Origin of the sequence: Tenacibaculum sp. 47A_GOM-205m (assembly GCF_000518405.1) — a bacterium.
Lineage (GTDB): Bacteria > Bacteroidota > Bacteroidia > Flavobacteriales > Flavobacteriaceae > Polaribacter > Polaribacter lutimaris.
Window position 1 is genome coordinate 308,542 of sequence record NZ_JADN01000003.1, and the last position, 15,324, is coordinate 323,865.

Here is a 15,324-nt window from a genome sequence, read left to right on the forward strand (position 1 = left end):
TTTTAGGTTCTTTGTACACCTCAAAAATATAAAAATGGATACTACACATATAATAAGTTCACAACCAGTAGGTTTAGAAGATATTCATAGTATTGTATTACTAAATAAAAAACTTTCATTATCAGAAGAATCAAGACAGAAGATACAAAAATGTCGTACTTATCTTGATGAGAAAATGAAAACACATAGCGATCCTATTTACGGAATTAATACAGGATTTGGCTCGTTGTGTAACGTAAAGATTAGCGGAGATAATTTACAGCAATTACAAGAAAACTTAGTAATGAGTCATGCTTGTGGAACAGGGGATGAAGTACCGCAAGAGATTGTAAAATTAATGTTGTTACTAAAAATACAATCGTTAAGCTACGGACATTCAGGTGTGCAATTAGCAACGGTTGATCGTTTAATAGATTTTTACAACAATGATATTCTTCCAGTAGTTTATACACAAGGATCGTTAGGAGCTTCAGGAGATTTAGCTCCGTTAGCACATTTATCGTTACCATTAATTGGTTTAGGAGAAGTGTATGTAGAAGGAGAGCGAATTTCTGGTGAAGCCTTGTTAGCAAAATTTGGATGGGAGAAAATCAACTTACAATCTAAAGAAGGATTAGCATTGTTAAACGGAACTCAATTTATGAGTGCTTATGGAGTACATAATTTATTAAAAGCCTATAAATTATCATACTTATCAGATGTTATTGGTGCGGTTTCTTTAGAAGCTTTTGATGGAAGAATAGAGCCTTTTAATGAATTGATTCATTTAGTACGTCCGCACAACGGACAGTTAGCTACTGCAAAACGTATTTCTGAATTATTAGAAGGGAGTGAGTTGATAGCGCAACCTAAAGAGCATGTGCAAGACCCGTATTCGTTTAGATGTATGCCACAAGTTCACGGAGCAACAAAAGATACCTTAGAATTTGTAAAGAAAACATTTGTGACTGAAATCAATTCGGTAACAGATAATCCAAATGTGTTTGTAGATGAAGATATAGTAGTTTCTGGAGGAAATTTTCACGGACAACCGTTAGCGTTAGCGTTAGATTATTTAGCAATTGCTATTGCTGAATTAGGAAATATTTCGGAAAGAAGAACCTATCAGTTAGTTTCTGGTTTACGTAGACTACCAGCGTTCTTGGTTTCTAATCCAGGTTTGAATAGTGGGTTTATGATTCCGCAATATACCGCTGCAAGTATAGTAAGTGCGAATAAGCAATTCTGTACACCATCGAGTATTGATTCTATTGTATCGAGTAACGGACAAGAAGATCACGTAAGTATGGGTGCAAATGCAGCTGTAAAAGCTAAAAAAGTAATTGACAATGTGTGCTCGGTATTAGCTATTGAGTTAATGAATGCTTCACAAGGATTGTCTTTTAGAGAACACAATACTTCTGAATTCTTAGCTTCTTTTGTAGGAATGTTTAGACAAGATGTACCTGTAGTAAATGATGATAGAGTATTGCATAACGATATTAAAAACGCAGAAAGCTTTATTAACAACTTAACTATTGAAGTAGAAGAGTTGTTTTAAGAAACAATAAATAACATAAAAAAAACTCCAACTGTAATTTACAGTTGGAGTTTTTTTATTTTATAAGAAAAGTTAGGGTTTTGTGTATGAGGATTTTTGTAGAGAAATTAGATATAATAAAAATATATAAACTTTAGATTAAGTACTGAACTAAGCCTTGTTTTTACATTTGTTACTCAATGTTTTTATTTGTATTGGACAGTATTCATTTAGTTTATCAAATGTTGTTTTGTCCATTTGTAATTTAAATTTTTGGAACTTATTAGTTTCAATTCGTAATTCTATTCCTTTTTTAGATTCAACTTGATAAAAACTGGATATTTGATTAAATCTTGCTAATTTGATTTCATTTCCCAAATCAAATTTTAGTTTATACTCGTCAATAATTAATTCTGAATTTTGATACTTTTCAAGATTTCCGATTTTTAGACCAACGTATAATAATAGTGTAGAAATAATAAAAGCCAAATAAAATTTTAAAGGAATTATCTCCGTGTAATAAATAAGTTTCATTTCAAAAGGAAGGTAAGTTCCAGAGTATAAAAGTATTCCAGTAATTATAAAACCTAAAGTTCCTATAATCATAATGTAAAACCCAATATTACTTGTGAATTTTATATCGTTTCCAATTTTTATGTTTAGCTTTTCGTGCAAATGTTAGGGATGGTTTAGTATAATCATCAGTTATGGAATTAAAGATAATGTTTTTTTGTAGACATCGAAGTTGGTAATTCATAATGAATTCGGATGTAGTTAAATCTACTATCAATTGTAGTTATACATTGTTCTGCATAGTACTTTAAATTTCATTTAATTCTTTTCTCATTAGTTTGATAATGTCATTATTTATTGATTTGCCTACATTGCTAGAAAGTTCTATTTCTTTTTGAAGCTCATTAATCTTATCTTGTTTATTCTTAATTATTAATCGTGGTAAAGCGCTCATCATTTTATTTGATTTTTCAAATAGTTCATCATACGACAATTCTAGTAAATTTAATTTTTTTAATATTTCATCACTAGCTATAATCCGAATTGTATTCGTTTCTTGTCTTAATTTCGTTAATTCCGCTACTGAATCTAAAGAAATTTTTTGCATTTCTTTAGACATTTTTATTATAGCTGTATTTTCAGCAGTTTTATCCTCATTAGTAGAAGCGTTAAGAAAATCCTCGTAAAAATTATTCAAGATTGAAATTAACTTTTCTTGCATTTTTAGATTAGCTTCAGAGGTGAAAGAGTCAATTAATTTATAAAAATTTAAATATTGTTCTTTTTTACTTTCGTATTGATAACGTCTTTTACTAATGTCTAATTGGTGTTCTTTTTTTATGGATTCTGTTTCCTCTATTAGTTTTTTGTTTGTTTGAATCAAAACTTTTCTTTTAGCTCTTTCTTGAGTGTAAGTTTTAATATAAAGTATAACTAGTCCAATAAAAGCAAAGACTAAATAATGAATGTAAGGTTTTAAAAAATCAAAGTCTAAATCCATTATTGGTATATTATGTATAATTAATTTTTTGACAAAATGAAATTATTATGATACAATTCGTTTGTGGGTATATGTGGAATTATTAGCATTTTTATTCTTTTTCAATTTTTGAGGGTTCAATATACTAAAAAAACCTAAGTAGTTGCTTAGGTTTTTCATTCTCAGTGTTTTTATGCTGCTTTGGTATATGACTCTTTAGTTTTTAAATTATTTAACGGCAATAATGGCGCTTGCAGGTCCTGTTAAATGCATCATTCTGGTGTTGTTAAAACCAGTCTCTTGTGCCCACTGCTTAAAATCTGAGAGCGTAAAATCGTAACCTTCATCGGTTTCAATTGCCATGTTTAACGACATCATTAAACCAAAAGCATTTTTATTTCGTTCATCATCAATAATGTTTTCAATAATAATAAGTGATCCTCCTTCAGGTAGGGCGTTGTAGGCTTTTTTTATAAGCATCAATTTATCTTTTGTTCCCCAATCATGTAAAATGTTTCCCATAGTAATAACGTCTGCTTTAGGTAATTCATCAGCAAAAAAATCACCTGAGCGAGTTTCTATTTGGTCGTTTAATCCAAAATGGGTTACATTTTCTTTGGCTATAGGTTCTACAGCAGGAAGATCGAAAGAAATACATTTTATATGTGGGTTGTTTTTTGCGATAAGTATAGATAGCGTTGCACCAGAACCACCAACATCACAAAGTGTGTCGTATTTAGAAAAATCTATATCACGAGCTAACTTCATGAAATTTCCTATCTGAACACCAGACATTCCATTTATAAATTCTCGGAGCCTATTTTCATCAGCATAGATCGCTTCAAAAAGTGGTTTACCACCGTTTTTTGTTTCGTTTTGAGGTTTTCCTGTTGTTAAAGCTTCCTCTAGGTTATTCCAGAAAGGATATAATCGGTTGTTAGACATTTCTAAAATACCGCCTATATAACTGGGTTTGTTTTTGTCTAAAAATAAGTTAGAGTCTTCAGAATTGCTATAAGTTGCATTTTCTTTTAATCCAGAACGGTTTAAAAAGCCTAGAGCAACCAAGGTGTCAAGAAAGTCGAAAAGGGATCTGTCGTGAAGATTGAGTTTTTCTTGAATTTCTTTTCCTGATAGTTTACCATTGGCTAAATGTGTAAACAATCCCATTTTAACAGCAGTAAGTAAGGTTTTGGAGGCCCAAAATCCCATGCCTACTTCCATAATTCTAGAGGGTGTAATTTGATTTTCAGTAGTAGAGTTCATAGTCTGGTTATTATGGTTAATAATTAATCTTTCGATTTTGTTAAGTTCAATTATTAGGGATAAATCAAACTGTTTTATGAATGAGGGAAAATCAAGGGAATAAAAAAATCCCAAGTACTTTAGTGCTCGGGATTTTTATTTTTTAATTGTCTTCGTCTATTTCTGTTCTAGACTCTTTAGGTTTTTCACCTTTTTCTATTTTAATGAGTAGTTTTTGGTCTTTCTCATCTAAATCCATAAAAATGGTGTCGCCTTCATTTAGTTTGGAGTTTACAATCTCTTCAGCTAAAGCATCTTCAATATATTTTTGAATTGCTCTTTTTAATGGTCGAGCACCATATTGTTTATCAAAACCTTTATCGGCAATGTAATCTTTTGCTTTTTCACTTAAGGTAAGTTTGTAGCCTAAATCATCAATACGTTTTAACAGTTTATCTAATTCAATATCTATAATTTTATGAATGTCTTCACGCTCTAATGAGTTGAATACAATAACATCATCAATACGGTTTAAAAATTCAGGTGCAAACGACTTTTTTAAGGCACCTTCGATAATGCTTCTTGCATTAGCATCTTCTTGCTCTTTTTTAGAAGCAGTGCCAAATCCAACACCGCCACCAAAGTCTTTTAACTTGCGAACTCCGATGTTAGAAGTCATGATAATCACGGTATTTCTAAAATCGATTTTACGACCTAAGCTGTCAGTAATATGTCCGTCATCTAACACTTGTAATAACATGTTAAATACATCAGGATGCGCTTTTTCAATCTCATCTAGTAAGATTACCGAGTAAGGCTTACGACGCACTTTTTCGGTTAACTGCCCACCTTCTTCGTAACCTACGTATCCTGGAGGTGCACCAATTAAACGAGAAATTGCAAATTTTTCCATGTATTCACTCATGTCAATTCTGATAAGAGAATCTTCAGAGTCGAATAACTCACGAGCCAATACTTTTGCTAATTGTGTTTTACCAACACCAGTAGAACCTAAGAAGATAAAAGAACCAATAGGTTTGTTAGGATCTTTTAACCCTACACGGTTTCTTTGAATTGCTTTTACCACTTTAGTAACTGCTTCTTCTTGACCAATTACCTTACCTTTAATTAATTGAGGTAATTCTGCTAAACGACTGCTTTCTGCTTCGGCAACACGGTTAACAGGAATTCCTGTCATCATCGATACTACTTCGGCAACATTGTCTTCGGTAACCGTTTCACGGTGCATTTTAGAATCTTCCTCCCATTGGTGTTGTGCAGACTCTAACGCAGTTTCAATATTTTTTTCATCGTCACGAAGCTTAGCTGCTTCTTCGTATTTTTGTCCGCTTACTGCTTTGGTTTTACGATTACGAATTTCTTCAAGTTTAGATTCTAATTCTAAAATTTGTTGAGGTACTACGATATTTGTGATATGAATTCTCGATCCTGCTTCATCTAACGCATCAATAGCCTTGTCTGGTAAGAAACGATCGGTCATATAACGATTGGTTAACTTTACGCAAGCTTCTATAGCTTCATCGGTAAACGTAACATTGTGATGTGCTTCGTATTTTCCTTTGATGTTATGTAAAATCTGAATAGTTTCTTCTACTGTGGTAGGGTCAACAATTACCTTTTGAAAACGACGTTCTAAAGCTCCATCTTTTTCAATATTTGTTCTGTACTCATCAAGTGTAGTAGCACCAATACATTGAATTTCTCCTCTTGCTAAAGCAGGTTTTAACATGTTAGAAGCATCTAACGAACCTGTTGCGCCACCAGCACCAACAATCGTGTGAATTTCGTCAATAAAAAGAATAATATCATCATTCTTTTCAAGTTCATTCATTAACGCTTTCATACGCTCTTCAAACTGACCACGGTACTTTGTTCCTGCAACTAAGCTGGCTAAGTCTAAAGAAACAATACGCTTATCGAATAAAATTCTTGATACTTTTCTGTCTACAATACGTAGCGCTAATCCTTCTGCAATGGCAGATTTACCAACACCTGGTTCACCAATTAGCATTGGGTTGTTCTTTTTTCTTCTACTTAAGATTTGAGAAACGCGTTCTATTTCTTTTAAACGACCAACTACAGGGTCTAACTTACCTGCAATAGCTAAAGCTGTTAAATCACGTCCGAAATTGTCTAAAACAGGTGTTTTAGATTTCTTTACTTGTTTCCCTTTTTGAGGTTGTTGACCGTAAGGATTTGTTTTATCGTCAGCAAAATCATCTTCGGAAGGTGTTTCACTTATAGGAGAGATATATGTATCGTCATCAACATGTAACTCTTTGTATAGGCTTTTTGCTTGCTCATAATCTACATCATACTTTTGAAGTAGTTTTGTTGTAGGATCATTCTCGTTGCGTAAAATACACAACAATAAATGAGCCGTGTCAATAGCATTGCTTTGATATAATCTAGCTTCTAAAAACGTTGTTTTTATTGCTTTTTCTGCTTGTCTTGTAAGGTGTAAGCTCTTTCTTTGTGAGTTTGCTATAGATGGGGTTGTAGGGTTTAACTTTTCTAATTTATTGCGAACTAAATCTAAGTCTACATCGAAAGTAGTTAATATTTCGATGGCTTTCCCGTCACCTTTCCTAATCAAACCTAACAATAGATGCTCTGTTCCAATAAAGTCATGACCTAAACGTAAGGCCTCTTCTTTACTAAAAGTAATTACATCTCTTACTTGTGGTGAAAAATTATCGTCCATAAATTTATTTTCTGTCTCTGTAAAGTTAGTAAGTTTTTTTCTTAAAAATTACAAAAAAGGTGCCAATAGTTTTTAACTGACATTATGACGAGTAAAATAAGCATTTTTAATGTTTAAAACCACGTAAAATTGTTAATAAGTATCTTAAAAGAATAGGGATATTTTTTGTGTAAAACTGAGGGTTGTAGTATCTTGCAATGTTTTAGAAAATGCGACAAATAAAATTGCATTTTAAAAGTGAGTTTTATCGAGTGTAAAATTCACTTTTTTAACGAAAATAAATACTAATATTTTAAAAGAAAATATATGGCAGATGGCGAAAAGTTGATCCCTATCAACATTGAAGAGCAAATGAAGTCGGCATACATCGATTACTCAATGTCGGTGATAGTATCTAGAGCATTACCAGATGTAAGAGATGGTTTAAAACCAGTACACAGAAGAGTGTTGTTTGGAATGCATGAATTAGGAATTAAAGCTACAGGAGCATATAAGAAATCTGCAAGAGTTGTAGGAGAGGTGTTAGGTAAGTATCACCCACATGGAGATACTTCGGTATACGATTCTATGGTGCGTATGGCACAAGACTGGAGTGTGCGTTACATGATGGTTGATGGACAAGGGAACTTTGGTTCAGTTGATGGTGACAGTCCTGCAGCAATGCGTTATACAGAGGTGCGTATGCAAAAAATATCAGAAGAAATGTTGTCTGATATTGAAAAAGAAACGGTAGATCATAAGTTAAACTTCGATGATACTTTACAAGAGCCAACGGTATTACCAACACGTATTCCTAACTTATTAGTTAATGGAGCATCAGGTATTGCAGTAGGTATGGCAACAAACATGGCGCCGCATAACTTAACAGAAGTTATTAATGGTACCGTTGCTTATATTGATAATAGAGATATTGAGATTGATGAGTTAATGCAACACATCAAAGCACCAGATTTCCCTACAGGAGGAATTATCTACGGATATGACGGTGTAAGAGATGCTTTTCATACAGGACGTGGTCGTATTGTTATGCGTGCCAAAGCTACTATTGAAGAGGTAAAAGGACGCGAGTGTATCGTTGTAACTGAGATTCCTTACCAAGTTAATAAAGCAGAAATGATTAAGAAAACTGCTGACCTGGTAAATGAAAAGAAATTAGAAGGAATAGCAAGTATTCGTGATGAATCTGACCGTAAAGGAATGCGTATCGTTTATATATTAAAGCGTGATGCAATTCCTAACATAGTATTAAACAAACTGTTTAAATACACTCAGTTACAAACATCGTTTAGTGTAAATAATATTGCTTTAGTAAAAGGTCGTCCAGAACAGCTAAACTTAAAGCAGTTAATTCACTATTTTGTAGAACACAGACACGAAGTAATTGTTCGTAGAACAGAATTTGAATTAAAGAAAGCAGAAGCTCGTGCTCATATTTTAGAAGGATTAATCATTGCTTCGGATAATATTGATGAGGTAATTGCAATTATTAGAGGTTCTTCAAATGCTGATCAAGCACGTGAAAAATTAATGGAGCGTTTTGAATTAACAGAAATTCAAGCACGTGCCATTGTTGAAATGCGTTTACGTCAGTTAACAGGACTAGAACAAGACAAACTACGTTCTGAATATGATGAAATAATTAAGACTATTGCAGATTTAAAAGATATTCTTGCTAATGAACCAAGACGTTACCAAATTATTAAAGATGAATTATTACACATCAAAGAAAAGTATGGTGACGATCGTCGTTCAGTAATTGAATATGCTGGAGGAGATATGCGTATTGAAGATATGATTCCTAACTCTAAGGTAGTAGTAACTATTTCGCATGCTGGTTATGTGAAGCGTACAAACTTAGATGAATATAAAGTTCAGAATAGAGGAGGGCGTGGACAAAAAGGAGCAACTACTAGAAATGAAGATTTCTTAGAGCACTTATTTGTTGGTACAAACCACCAGTATATGTTGTTCTTTACTCAAAAGGGAAAAGTATTCTGGATGCGTGTATATGAAGTACCAGAAGGAGGTAAGAGTACCAAAGGTAGAGCGATTCAGAACTTAATCAATATTGAGCAAGACGATAAAGTAAAAGCATTTTTAGTAACAGGTGATTTAAAAGATGAAGACTACATTAACAATCATTATGTTATTATGGCTACAAAACGTGGTCAGGTTAAGAAAACTCCATTAGAGCAATACTCTCGTCCAAGAGCTAATGGTATCAACGCTATTACTATTAAGGAAGGAGATGAGTTATTAGAAGCAAAGTTAACTACTGGAGATAGTCAAGTAATGTTAGCGTTACAGTCAGGAAAAGCAATTCGTTTCGAGGAAGAGAAAACGCGCCCGATGGGTAGAACAGCATCTGGAGTTCGTGGTATTACCTTAGCGCATGATAACGATGAGGTAATCGGTATGGTTGCTGTAGATGATGCTGAAAGTGATATCTTAGTGGTTTCTGAAAAAGGATATGGAAAACGTTCTAAATTAGAAGATTATCGTATTACCAACCGTGGAGGTAAAGGTGTGAAAACATTGAATATCTCAGATAAAACAGGTAATTTAGTAGCAATCAAGAATGTAGATGATTCTAATGATTTAATGATTATTAACAGATCCGGGTTAACCATTCGTATGGCGGTAGAAGATTTGCGTGTTATGGGACGTGCAACTCAAGGAGTTAAGTTAATTAACATTAAAGATAATGATGATATTGCAGCGGTTGCAAAAGTGATGCATGAAAAAGACGAAGAAGAAAATGGCATAGAAATTGAAAATGAATCAAACGAAAATCAAGAACAACAATAAATAAATCATAACTAAAAATGAAAAATCAATTTATAGCCCTTTCTTTAGGATTGATGTCGTTAGGGGCAGTGGCTCAAAAATCAGAATTAAAAGAAGCTGAAAAAGCGATTAAAAAACAAGATTTTACGACGGCATTAAGTACTCTTAAAACTATTGAAGGGTCTTTAATGATGAATGGTGAAGATAAGTATAAGTCTAAATTCTACTTTTTAAAAGGTAAAGCATTAGCAGCACAAAAAGATTATAAAGGAGCAGCAGAATCTTTGAACGCTTTATTTGCAATGAATGAAAGCAAATATGGTGATGAAGCTCGCCCTATCTTAAATCAAATGATTCAAGAGGTGTCAAAAAAAGCAGTTGATTTATATAACAACAAGAAAGATTTTAAAAATGCAGCTGAAAACTTTTATTTAACATACCTTTTAAGTCCTGCAGATACTGCTTTTGCTTATAACGCAGCAGTTTCTGCTACGCAAGCTAAAGATTACGATAAAGCTGTTGAGTATTATAAAGAATTACAGAAAATAGGTTATACAGGTATAGAAAAAGAGTTTGTTGCTACAGATAAAGCTACAGGAAAAGTAGAAAGTTTCGGAAAAGATAAAGCTCGAAGAGATTTAATGGTAAAGTCAGGAGGGTATTTAAAACCAGATACTAAATCAACAGAATCTAAAACAGCAACAATAGTTAAAAACGTAGCCTTAATCTTAAAAGAGCAAGGAAAAACGGATGAAGCTATTGAAGCGTTTAAAGAAGCTCGTGCTTCTAATCCTAAAGACCTTAATTTAATTTTAAATGAGGCGCAATTATATGTTGAAATGGGAAAAATGGATAAGTTTGGAGAGTTAATGAACGAAGCAGTAGCTTTAGATCCAGAAAATCCAACTTTATACTATAACTTAGGGGTGGTAAACTTCAATCAAGGAAGAATGGAGGATGCCAAAAAGTATTATGAAAAAGCTGTAGAATTAAAACCTGATTATGCAGATGCTTATATGAACTTAGCTGTAATTGTTTTAAATCAAGAAAAAGCGATTGTAGATGAAATGAATAAGAATTTAAATAATTTCAAAAAGTACGATGAGTTAGCAGCAAAGCAAAAAGAAGTTTATAAAGAAGCTTTACCTTTTTTAGAAAAGGCAGATGGCTTAAATAGAAACGTTGAAACTGTTAAAACTTTAATGAATTTATATGAGGTTTTAGAGATGAGTGACAAAGCTTCTGAATACAGAGAGTTATATAAATCTATGCAATAAGATAATTGTAGAAATGTATAAAAAAAGCGGAACTAAACTTAGTTCCGCTTTTTTTTATGATTAAAGTTAAACGCCTTAGTCAATTAAACGTTTAATAACTCTTAGTTTATGTGTGTGTTGGTGTGTGTCAACATTGTAAATGCCACTATGATCTAATTTATCGATACGTACCTTTCCATGAGCATGAATAATGTTGTAATCATTCATGATAATTCCAACATGGGTAATAACACCTTCTTCGTTATCAAAAAAGGCTAGATCACCAGGTTCGCTTTCTTCAATAAAACTTAGTACCTCACCTTGAGTAGCTTGTTGTTTAGCGTCTCTCAGAAGGTTATATCCACATAGTTTGTATACGGTTTGTGTAAAGCCAGAACAGTCAATTCCGAAAGGAGATTTACCACCCCATAAATAAGGAACATTTAAAAATAAAAAAGCGGTTTCTACTATAGTAGATTTATCTAATTTATTACCACAAACTTTACCGTCATAAAAAAACGAAGTATTGTTTATGTTAATTGTATTGTCCTTAAATAGTGGAAGACGAGCTCCCATTGAAATTGTTGTTAGGTTACTGTTATTGTCAGTAATAAAGTCTATTAACTCACCAGCATAATGCTTTTTCTCTTTTGATAAAAGCGTATGAATTTCTTCTGAAATTTCTTCGTATTGCTTATTGTCGATATATCCTTCGTAGCTATCAAAATCTAAACGAATTTTACTCCATTTTTTTGATTTTTCTATAACTTGAAAGTGTTCGCCAAAAAGAACCTGATTTACCATTTCTGAAGCATCAGAAGGCTCTAATCGAAGAGGAACAATACTTAAATTACAAATTCCGAAAGACATCTACTTAGTTGGGGGTTTTAAAACAATTAAACTCTTTCAATTACCATTGCACTAGCACCACCACCACCGTTACAAATACCAGCAGCACCAATTTTAGCGTTGTTTTGTTTTAAAATAGAAGTTAAAGCAATAATAATTCTAGCTCCAGAAACACCTAATGGGTGTCCTAAGGAAACAGCTCCACCATTTACGTTTACTTTATCAGCTGATAAACCTAAGATTTTCATATTAGCTAAACCTACAACTGAGAACGCTTCGTTTAATTCGAAATAATCAACATCTTCAATAGCAACACCAGCTTTAGCTAAGGCTTTTGGTAAAGCTTTAGCAGGGGCAGTTGTAAACCATTTTGGTTCGTGAGCAGCATCAGCATAACCTTTAATTTTTGCTAGTGGAGTTAACCCTAATTCAGCAGCTTTTTCAGCAGACATTAATACTAATGCAGCACCACCATCATTAATAGTAGAAGCATTGGCAGCAGTTACTGTACCTTCTTTTGTAAAAGCAGGACGTAAAGCAGGAATTTTATCCATTTTTACATTTTTATATTCTTCGTCTTCAGAAAAAATGATAGGTTCACCACGACGTTGAGGTATTTCTACAGGAACAATTTCATCTGCAAATTTACCTTCACTCCAAGCTTTAGCAGAACGATTGTATGATTCAACAGCAAAAGCATCTTGATCTTCTCTTGAAAATTCATATTCAACAGCACATTCATCAGCACAAACTCCCATAGCTACTTGCTCGTAAGCATCAACTAATCCGTCTTTTTGCATTCCATCTTCCATTTTAATAGGTCCAAATTTAGAACCTGTTCTAGCATGTTGATAATGTGGAATCATACTCATGTTTTCCATACCTCCAGCTATAACAATTTCAGCATCACCTAAAGCAATAGTTTGCGCAGCTAACATGATAGACTTCATTCCTGAAGAACAAACTTTGTTAACAGTAGTACAAGGTACCGTATCAGGAATTCCTGCAAAAATTGCAGCTTGACGCGCTGGTGCTTGACCTAAACCTGCTGAAACTACATTTCCCATAAAAACTTCTTCAACCATTTCTGGTTTTAAGTTAATTTTATCTAAAGCTCCTTTGATAGCTACAGCACCTAATTTTGGTGCAGGTATAGTTGATAAAGATCCTAAAAAACTACCAATTGGAGTTCTAGCTACTGATACTATTACTACTTCTTTCATTTGTTATATTGTTAATTTTATTCTTTTTGATAAACCTTTTAAAGGATAGGTTTATTGTATTGAATATGTTGTATTAAGATTTGTTTTGCGAAAATAACCATTTTATAATAAGTACTCAAATAATAGAGAAAGGTTATATTTACATTTTATAAACATCTAAAATGAACGATTTAATCAATAGACTGTATAAAAACAACACGATAATTTACAAAGTGTTATTGTTTTTAATAACAGTGATAGCTATTGTGTATTTGTTTCCGAAAGGAGGACAATTTAAGTATGATTTTCCGCAAGGAAAACCTTGGCAGTATGATAACTTATATGCTCCTTTTGATTTTGCTATTCAAAAAACTCCTGAAGAAATTGAAACAGAGAAAAAGGAAATTGAATCCAATTCGAGAAAATATTTCGAAGTAGATACTTCTGTGAAAAATGACGTACTGAATTCTTTTTCAAAAGATATTAACTCTTTAGATTCTTTATCGACTTATACTAAAAGAGATTTAGTTAAAGAAGGAGAAGCGATTATCGATAAAGTTTATAACTATGGTTTTTTGGATGACGCAAGTATTGATAAGGCTAATAGAGGAGATATAGTAGTTTTAAGAAAAGGAAACTCTATAGATGATGTTCCATTCTCAAAATTGACACAATCCAAAGAAATATTAAAGTTTTTACGGGTAAATACAGAAACGTTTTCTTACTACAAACAAAGAATACTTATAAACTACTTATCAAGTAACTTAAAACCTAACGTAACGTATGATTATAAGTATAGTGAGAAAGAGCTTGATGAACTCTTAAAAAGTATTTCTTATGCAAAAGGAAAAGTATCAAAAGGAGAATTAATCATTTTAAAAGGAGATATTGTTGAAGGAAGAAAATACAATGTTTTAAAATCGTACGAAGTAGCTTCTAGTTCTCTCATTTGGACAAAATCTAATTACAACTGGATTGTTTTCGGTTATACAATTTTAGTGGCATTTGCGCTTTTAATGTTATTACTTTTTTTAGAAAAATACAGACTTGAAATATTTAATGATAATAACAAAGTAACATTTATCTTCTTCAACGTATTTTTAATGATTTTGGTGCAAACTATGGTGGTTAAGTATAATTCAGATTATTTGTATGTAGTTCCGTTAAGTATTTTGCCAATTGTTTTAAAAGCCTTTTTTGATGCGCGTTTAGGATTATTTACACATGTGCTTACAGTGTTATTGTTAGGATTTATTGTACCGAATAGTTTTGAGTTTATTTACCTTCATATTATCGCGGGAATTGTAACTATTTTAACAGTGTCTGAGTTGTATAAAAGAGCAAGTTTGTTCATGTCAATAGGGCAAATTACGTTGATTTATATGCTTACCTATTTTGCATTTTCAATTTTAAAAGAAGGAAATGCAGATAAAATAAACTGGGAATACTTTGGGTTATTTGCTGCTAATGGATTGTTGTCCTTTTTAGCTGTATTCTTTATTTATTTTTACGAAAAATTATTTGGATTGGTTTCTGATGTTACACTGTTAGAATTATCAAATACAAACTCTAAGTTGTTGAGAGATTTAAATGAAAAAGCTCCAGGAACTTTTCAGCATTCTATGCAAGTGGCAAATTTAGCAGAAGCAGCGGCGAATGAAATAGGAGCAAACTCTATGTTAGTTCGTACTGGAGCTTTGTATCATGATATTGGTAAAATGGCAAACCCAATGTACTTTACCGAAAATCAATCGACAGGAGTGAATCCTCATAATGATTTGTTGCCTATAGATAGCGCTCGTATTATTTTAGATCATGTGATTAACGGAATAGAAATAGCTAAAAAAAATAAATTACCAGATAGAATTATCGATTTTATTAGAACACATCACGGAACAAGTGTTACGTATTATTTTTATAAAATGGAGTTGGAGAACAATCCTGATGTTGATATTAAGAAATTTCAATATCAAGGACCTATTCCTTTTTCTAAAGAAACAGCTATATTAATGATGTGTGATGCAGCTGAGGCTGCTTCTAAGAGTTTGAAAAATCCAACAGCGCAATCTATAGATCAATTAATAGATAGGATAGTTGACAAGCAAAAAAACGATAATCAGTTCATAAATTCAGATATTACATTTAGAGAGATAGAAAAAATAAAAAAAATTATTAAGAATAAGTTGATGAATATCTATCACTTACGTGTTGAGTATCCAGAATAGTGAATTTTTTTCGATAAAAAGTTT

General features: G+C 32.4%; 10 protein-coding genes. 4 read left to right on the forward strand and 6 right to left on the reverse strand.

Annotated elements, in window-relative coordinates:
• Positions 1-34 precede the first annotated feature (34 nt).
• On the forward strand, positions 35-1,540 hold the full coding sequence (gene hutH / locus N534_RS0101505; protein ID WP_028890791.1) for a histidine ammonia-lyase: 1,506 nt from the start codon (positions 35-37) through the stop codon (positions 1,538-1,540).
• A gap of 150 nt (positions 1,541-1,690) precedes the next feature.
• Here the strand turns inward: hutH and N534_RS0101510 are convergent, their stop codons facing one another.
• From N534_RS0101510 to N534_RS0101525, 4 genes are all read right to left on the reverse strand, one after another.
• On the reverse strand, positions 1,691-2,125 hold the full coding sequence (locus N534_RS0101510) for a hypothetical protein (RefSeq protein ID WP_028890792.1): 435 nt from the start codon (positions 2,123-2,125) through the stop codon (positions 1,691-1,693).
• A gap of 214 nt (positions 2,126-2,339) precedes the next feature.
• Positions 2,340-3,032 (reverse strand): hypothetical protein, encoded by a 693-nt coding sequence (locus N534_RS0101515; protein WP_028890793.1) that lies wholly within the window; start codon positions 3,030-3,032, stop codon positions 2,340-2,342.
• Between the two features lie 207 nt (positions 3,033-3,239).
• Positions 3,240-4,277: a methyltransferase gene (locus N534_RS0101520; RefSeq protein WP_028890794.1), complete on the reverse strand. Its 1,038-nt coding sequence runs from the start codon at positions 4,275-4,277 to the stop codon at positions 3,240-3,242.
• A 142-nt stretch (positions 4,278-4,419) separates the two neighbouring features.
• A complete protein-coding gene (locus N534_RS0101525; RefSeq protein ID WP_028890795.1) occupies positions 4,420-6,981 on the reverse strand; it encodes an ATP-dependent Clp protease ATP-binding subunit in 2,562 nt (853 codons plus the stop codon).
• A 306-nt stretch (positions 6,982-7,287) separates the two neighbouring features.
• Here N534_RS0101525 and gyrA point away from each other — a divergent pair, with 306 nt between their 5' ends.
• The gene (gyrA, locus tag N534_RS0101530) at positions 7,288-9,789 is read left to right on the forward strand and encodes a DNA gyrase subunit A (protein WP_028890796.1); all 2,502 of its coding nucleotides are present in this window, start codon (positions 7,288-7,290) and stop codon (positions 9,787-9,789) included.
• Positions 9,790-9,806: 17 nt separating this feature from the next.
• Positions 9,807-11,045 carry a tetratricopeptide repeat protein gene (locus N534_RS0101535; protein WP_028890797.1) on the forward strand — a complete coding sequence of 413 codons (1,239 nt, stop codon included), beginning with the start codon at positions 9,807-9,809 and terminating at the stop codon, positions 11,043-11,045.
• A gap of 75 nt (positions 11,046-11,120) precedes the next feature.
• Here N534_RS0101535 and N534_RS0101540 read toward each other — a convergent pair whose 3' ends face one another.
• A complete protein-coding gene (locus N534_RS0101540; protein ID WP_028890798.1) occupies positions 11,121-11,894 on the reverse strand; it encodes a C40 family peptidase in 774 nt (257 codons plus the stop codon).
• Between the two features lie 26 nt (positions 11,895-11,920).
• On the reverse strand, positions 11,921-13,096 hold the full coding sequence (locus tag N534_RS0101545) for an acetyl-CoA C-acyltransferase (RefSeq protein ID WP_028890799.1): 1,176 nt from the start codon (positions 13,094-13,096) through the stop codon (positions 11,921-11,923).
• A gap of 161 nt (positions 13,097-13,257) precedes the next feature.
• Here N534_RS0101545 and N534_RS0101550 point away from each other — a divergent pair, with 161 nt between their 5' ends.
• Positions 13,258-15,300, forward strand: a complete 2,043-nt coding sequence (locus N534_RS0101550) for an HD family phosphohydrolase (RefSeq protein WP_028890800.1) — start codon at positions 13,258-13,260, stop codon at positions 15,298-15,300.
• Positions 15,301-15,324: the final 24 nt, after the last annotated feature.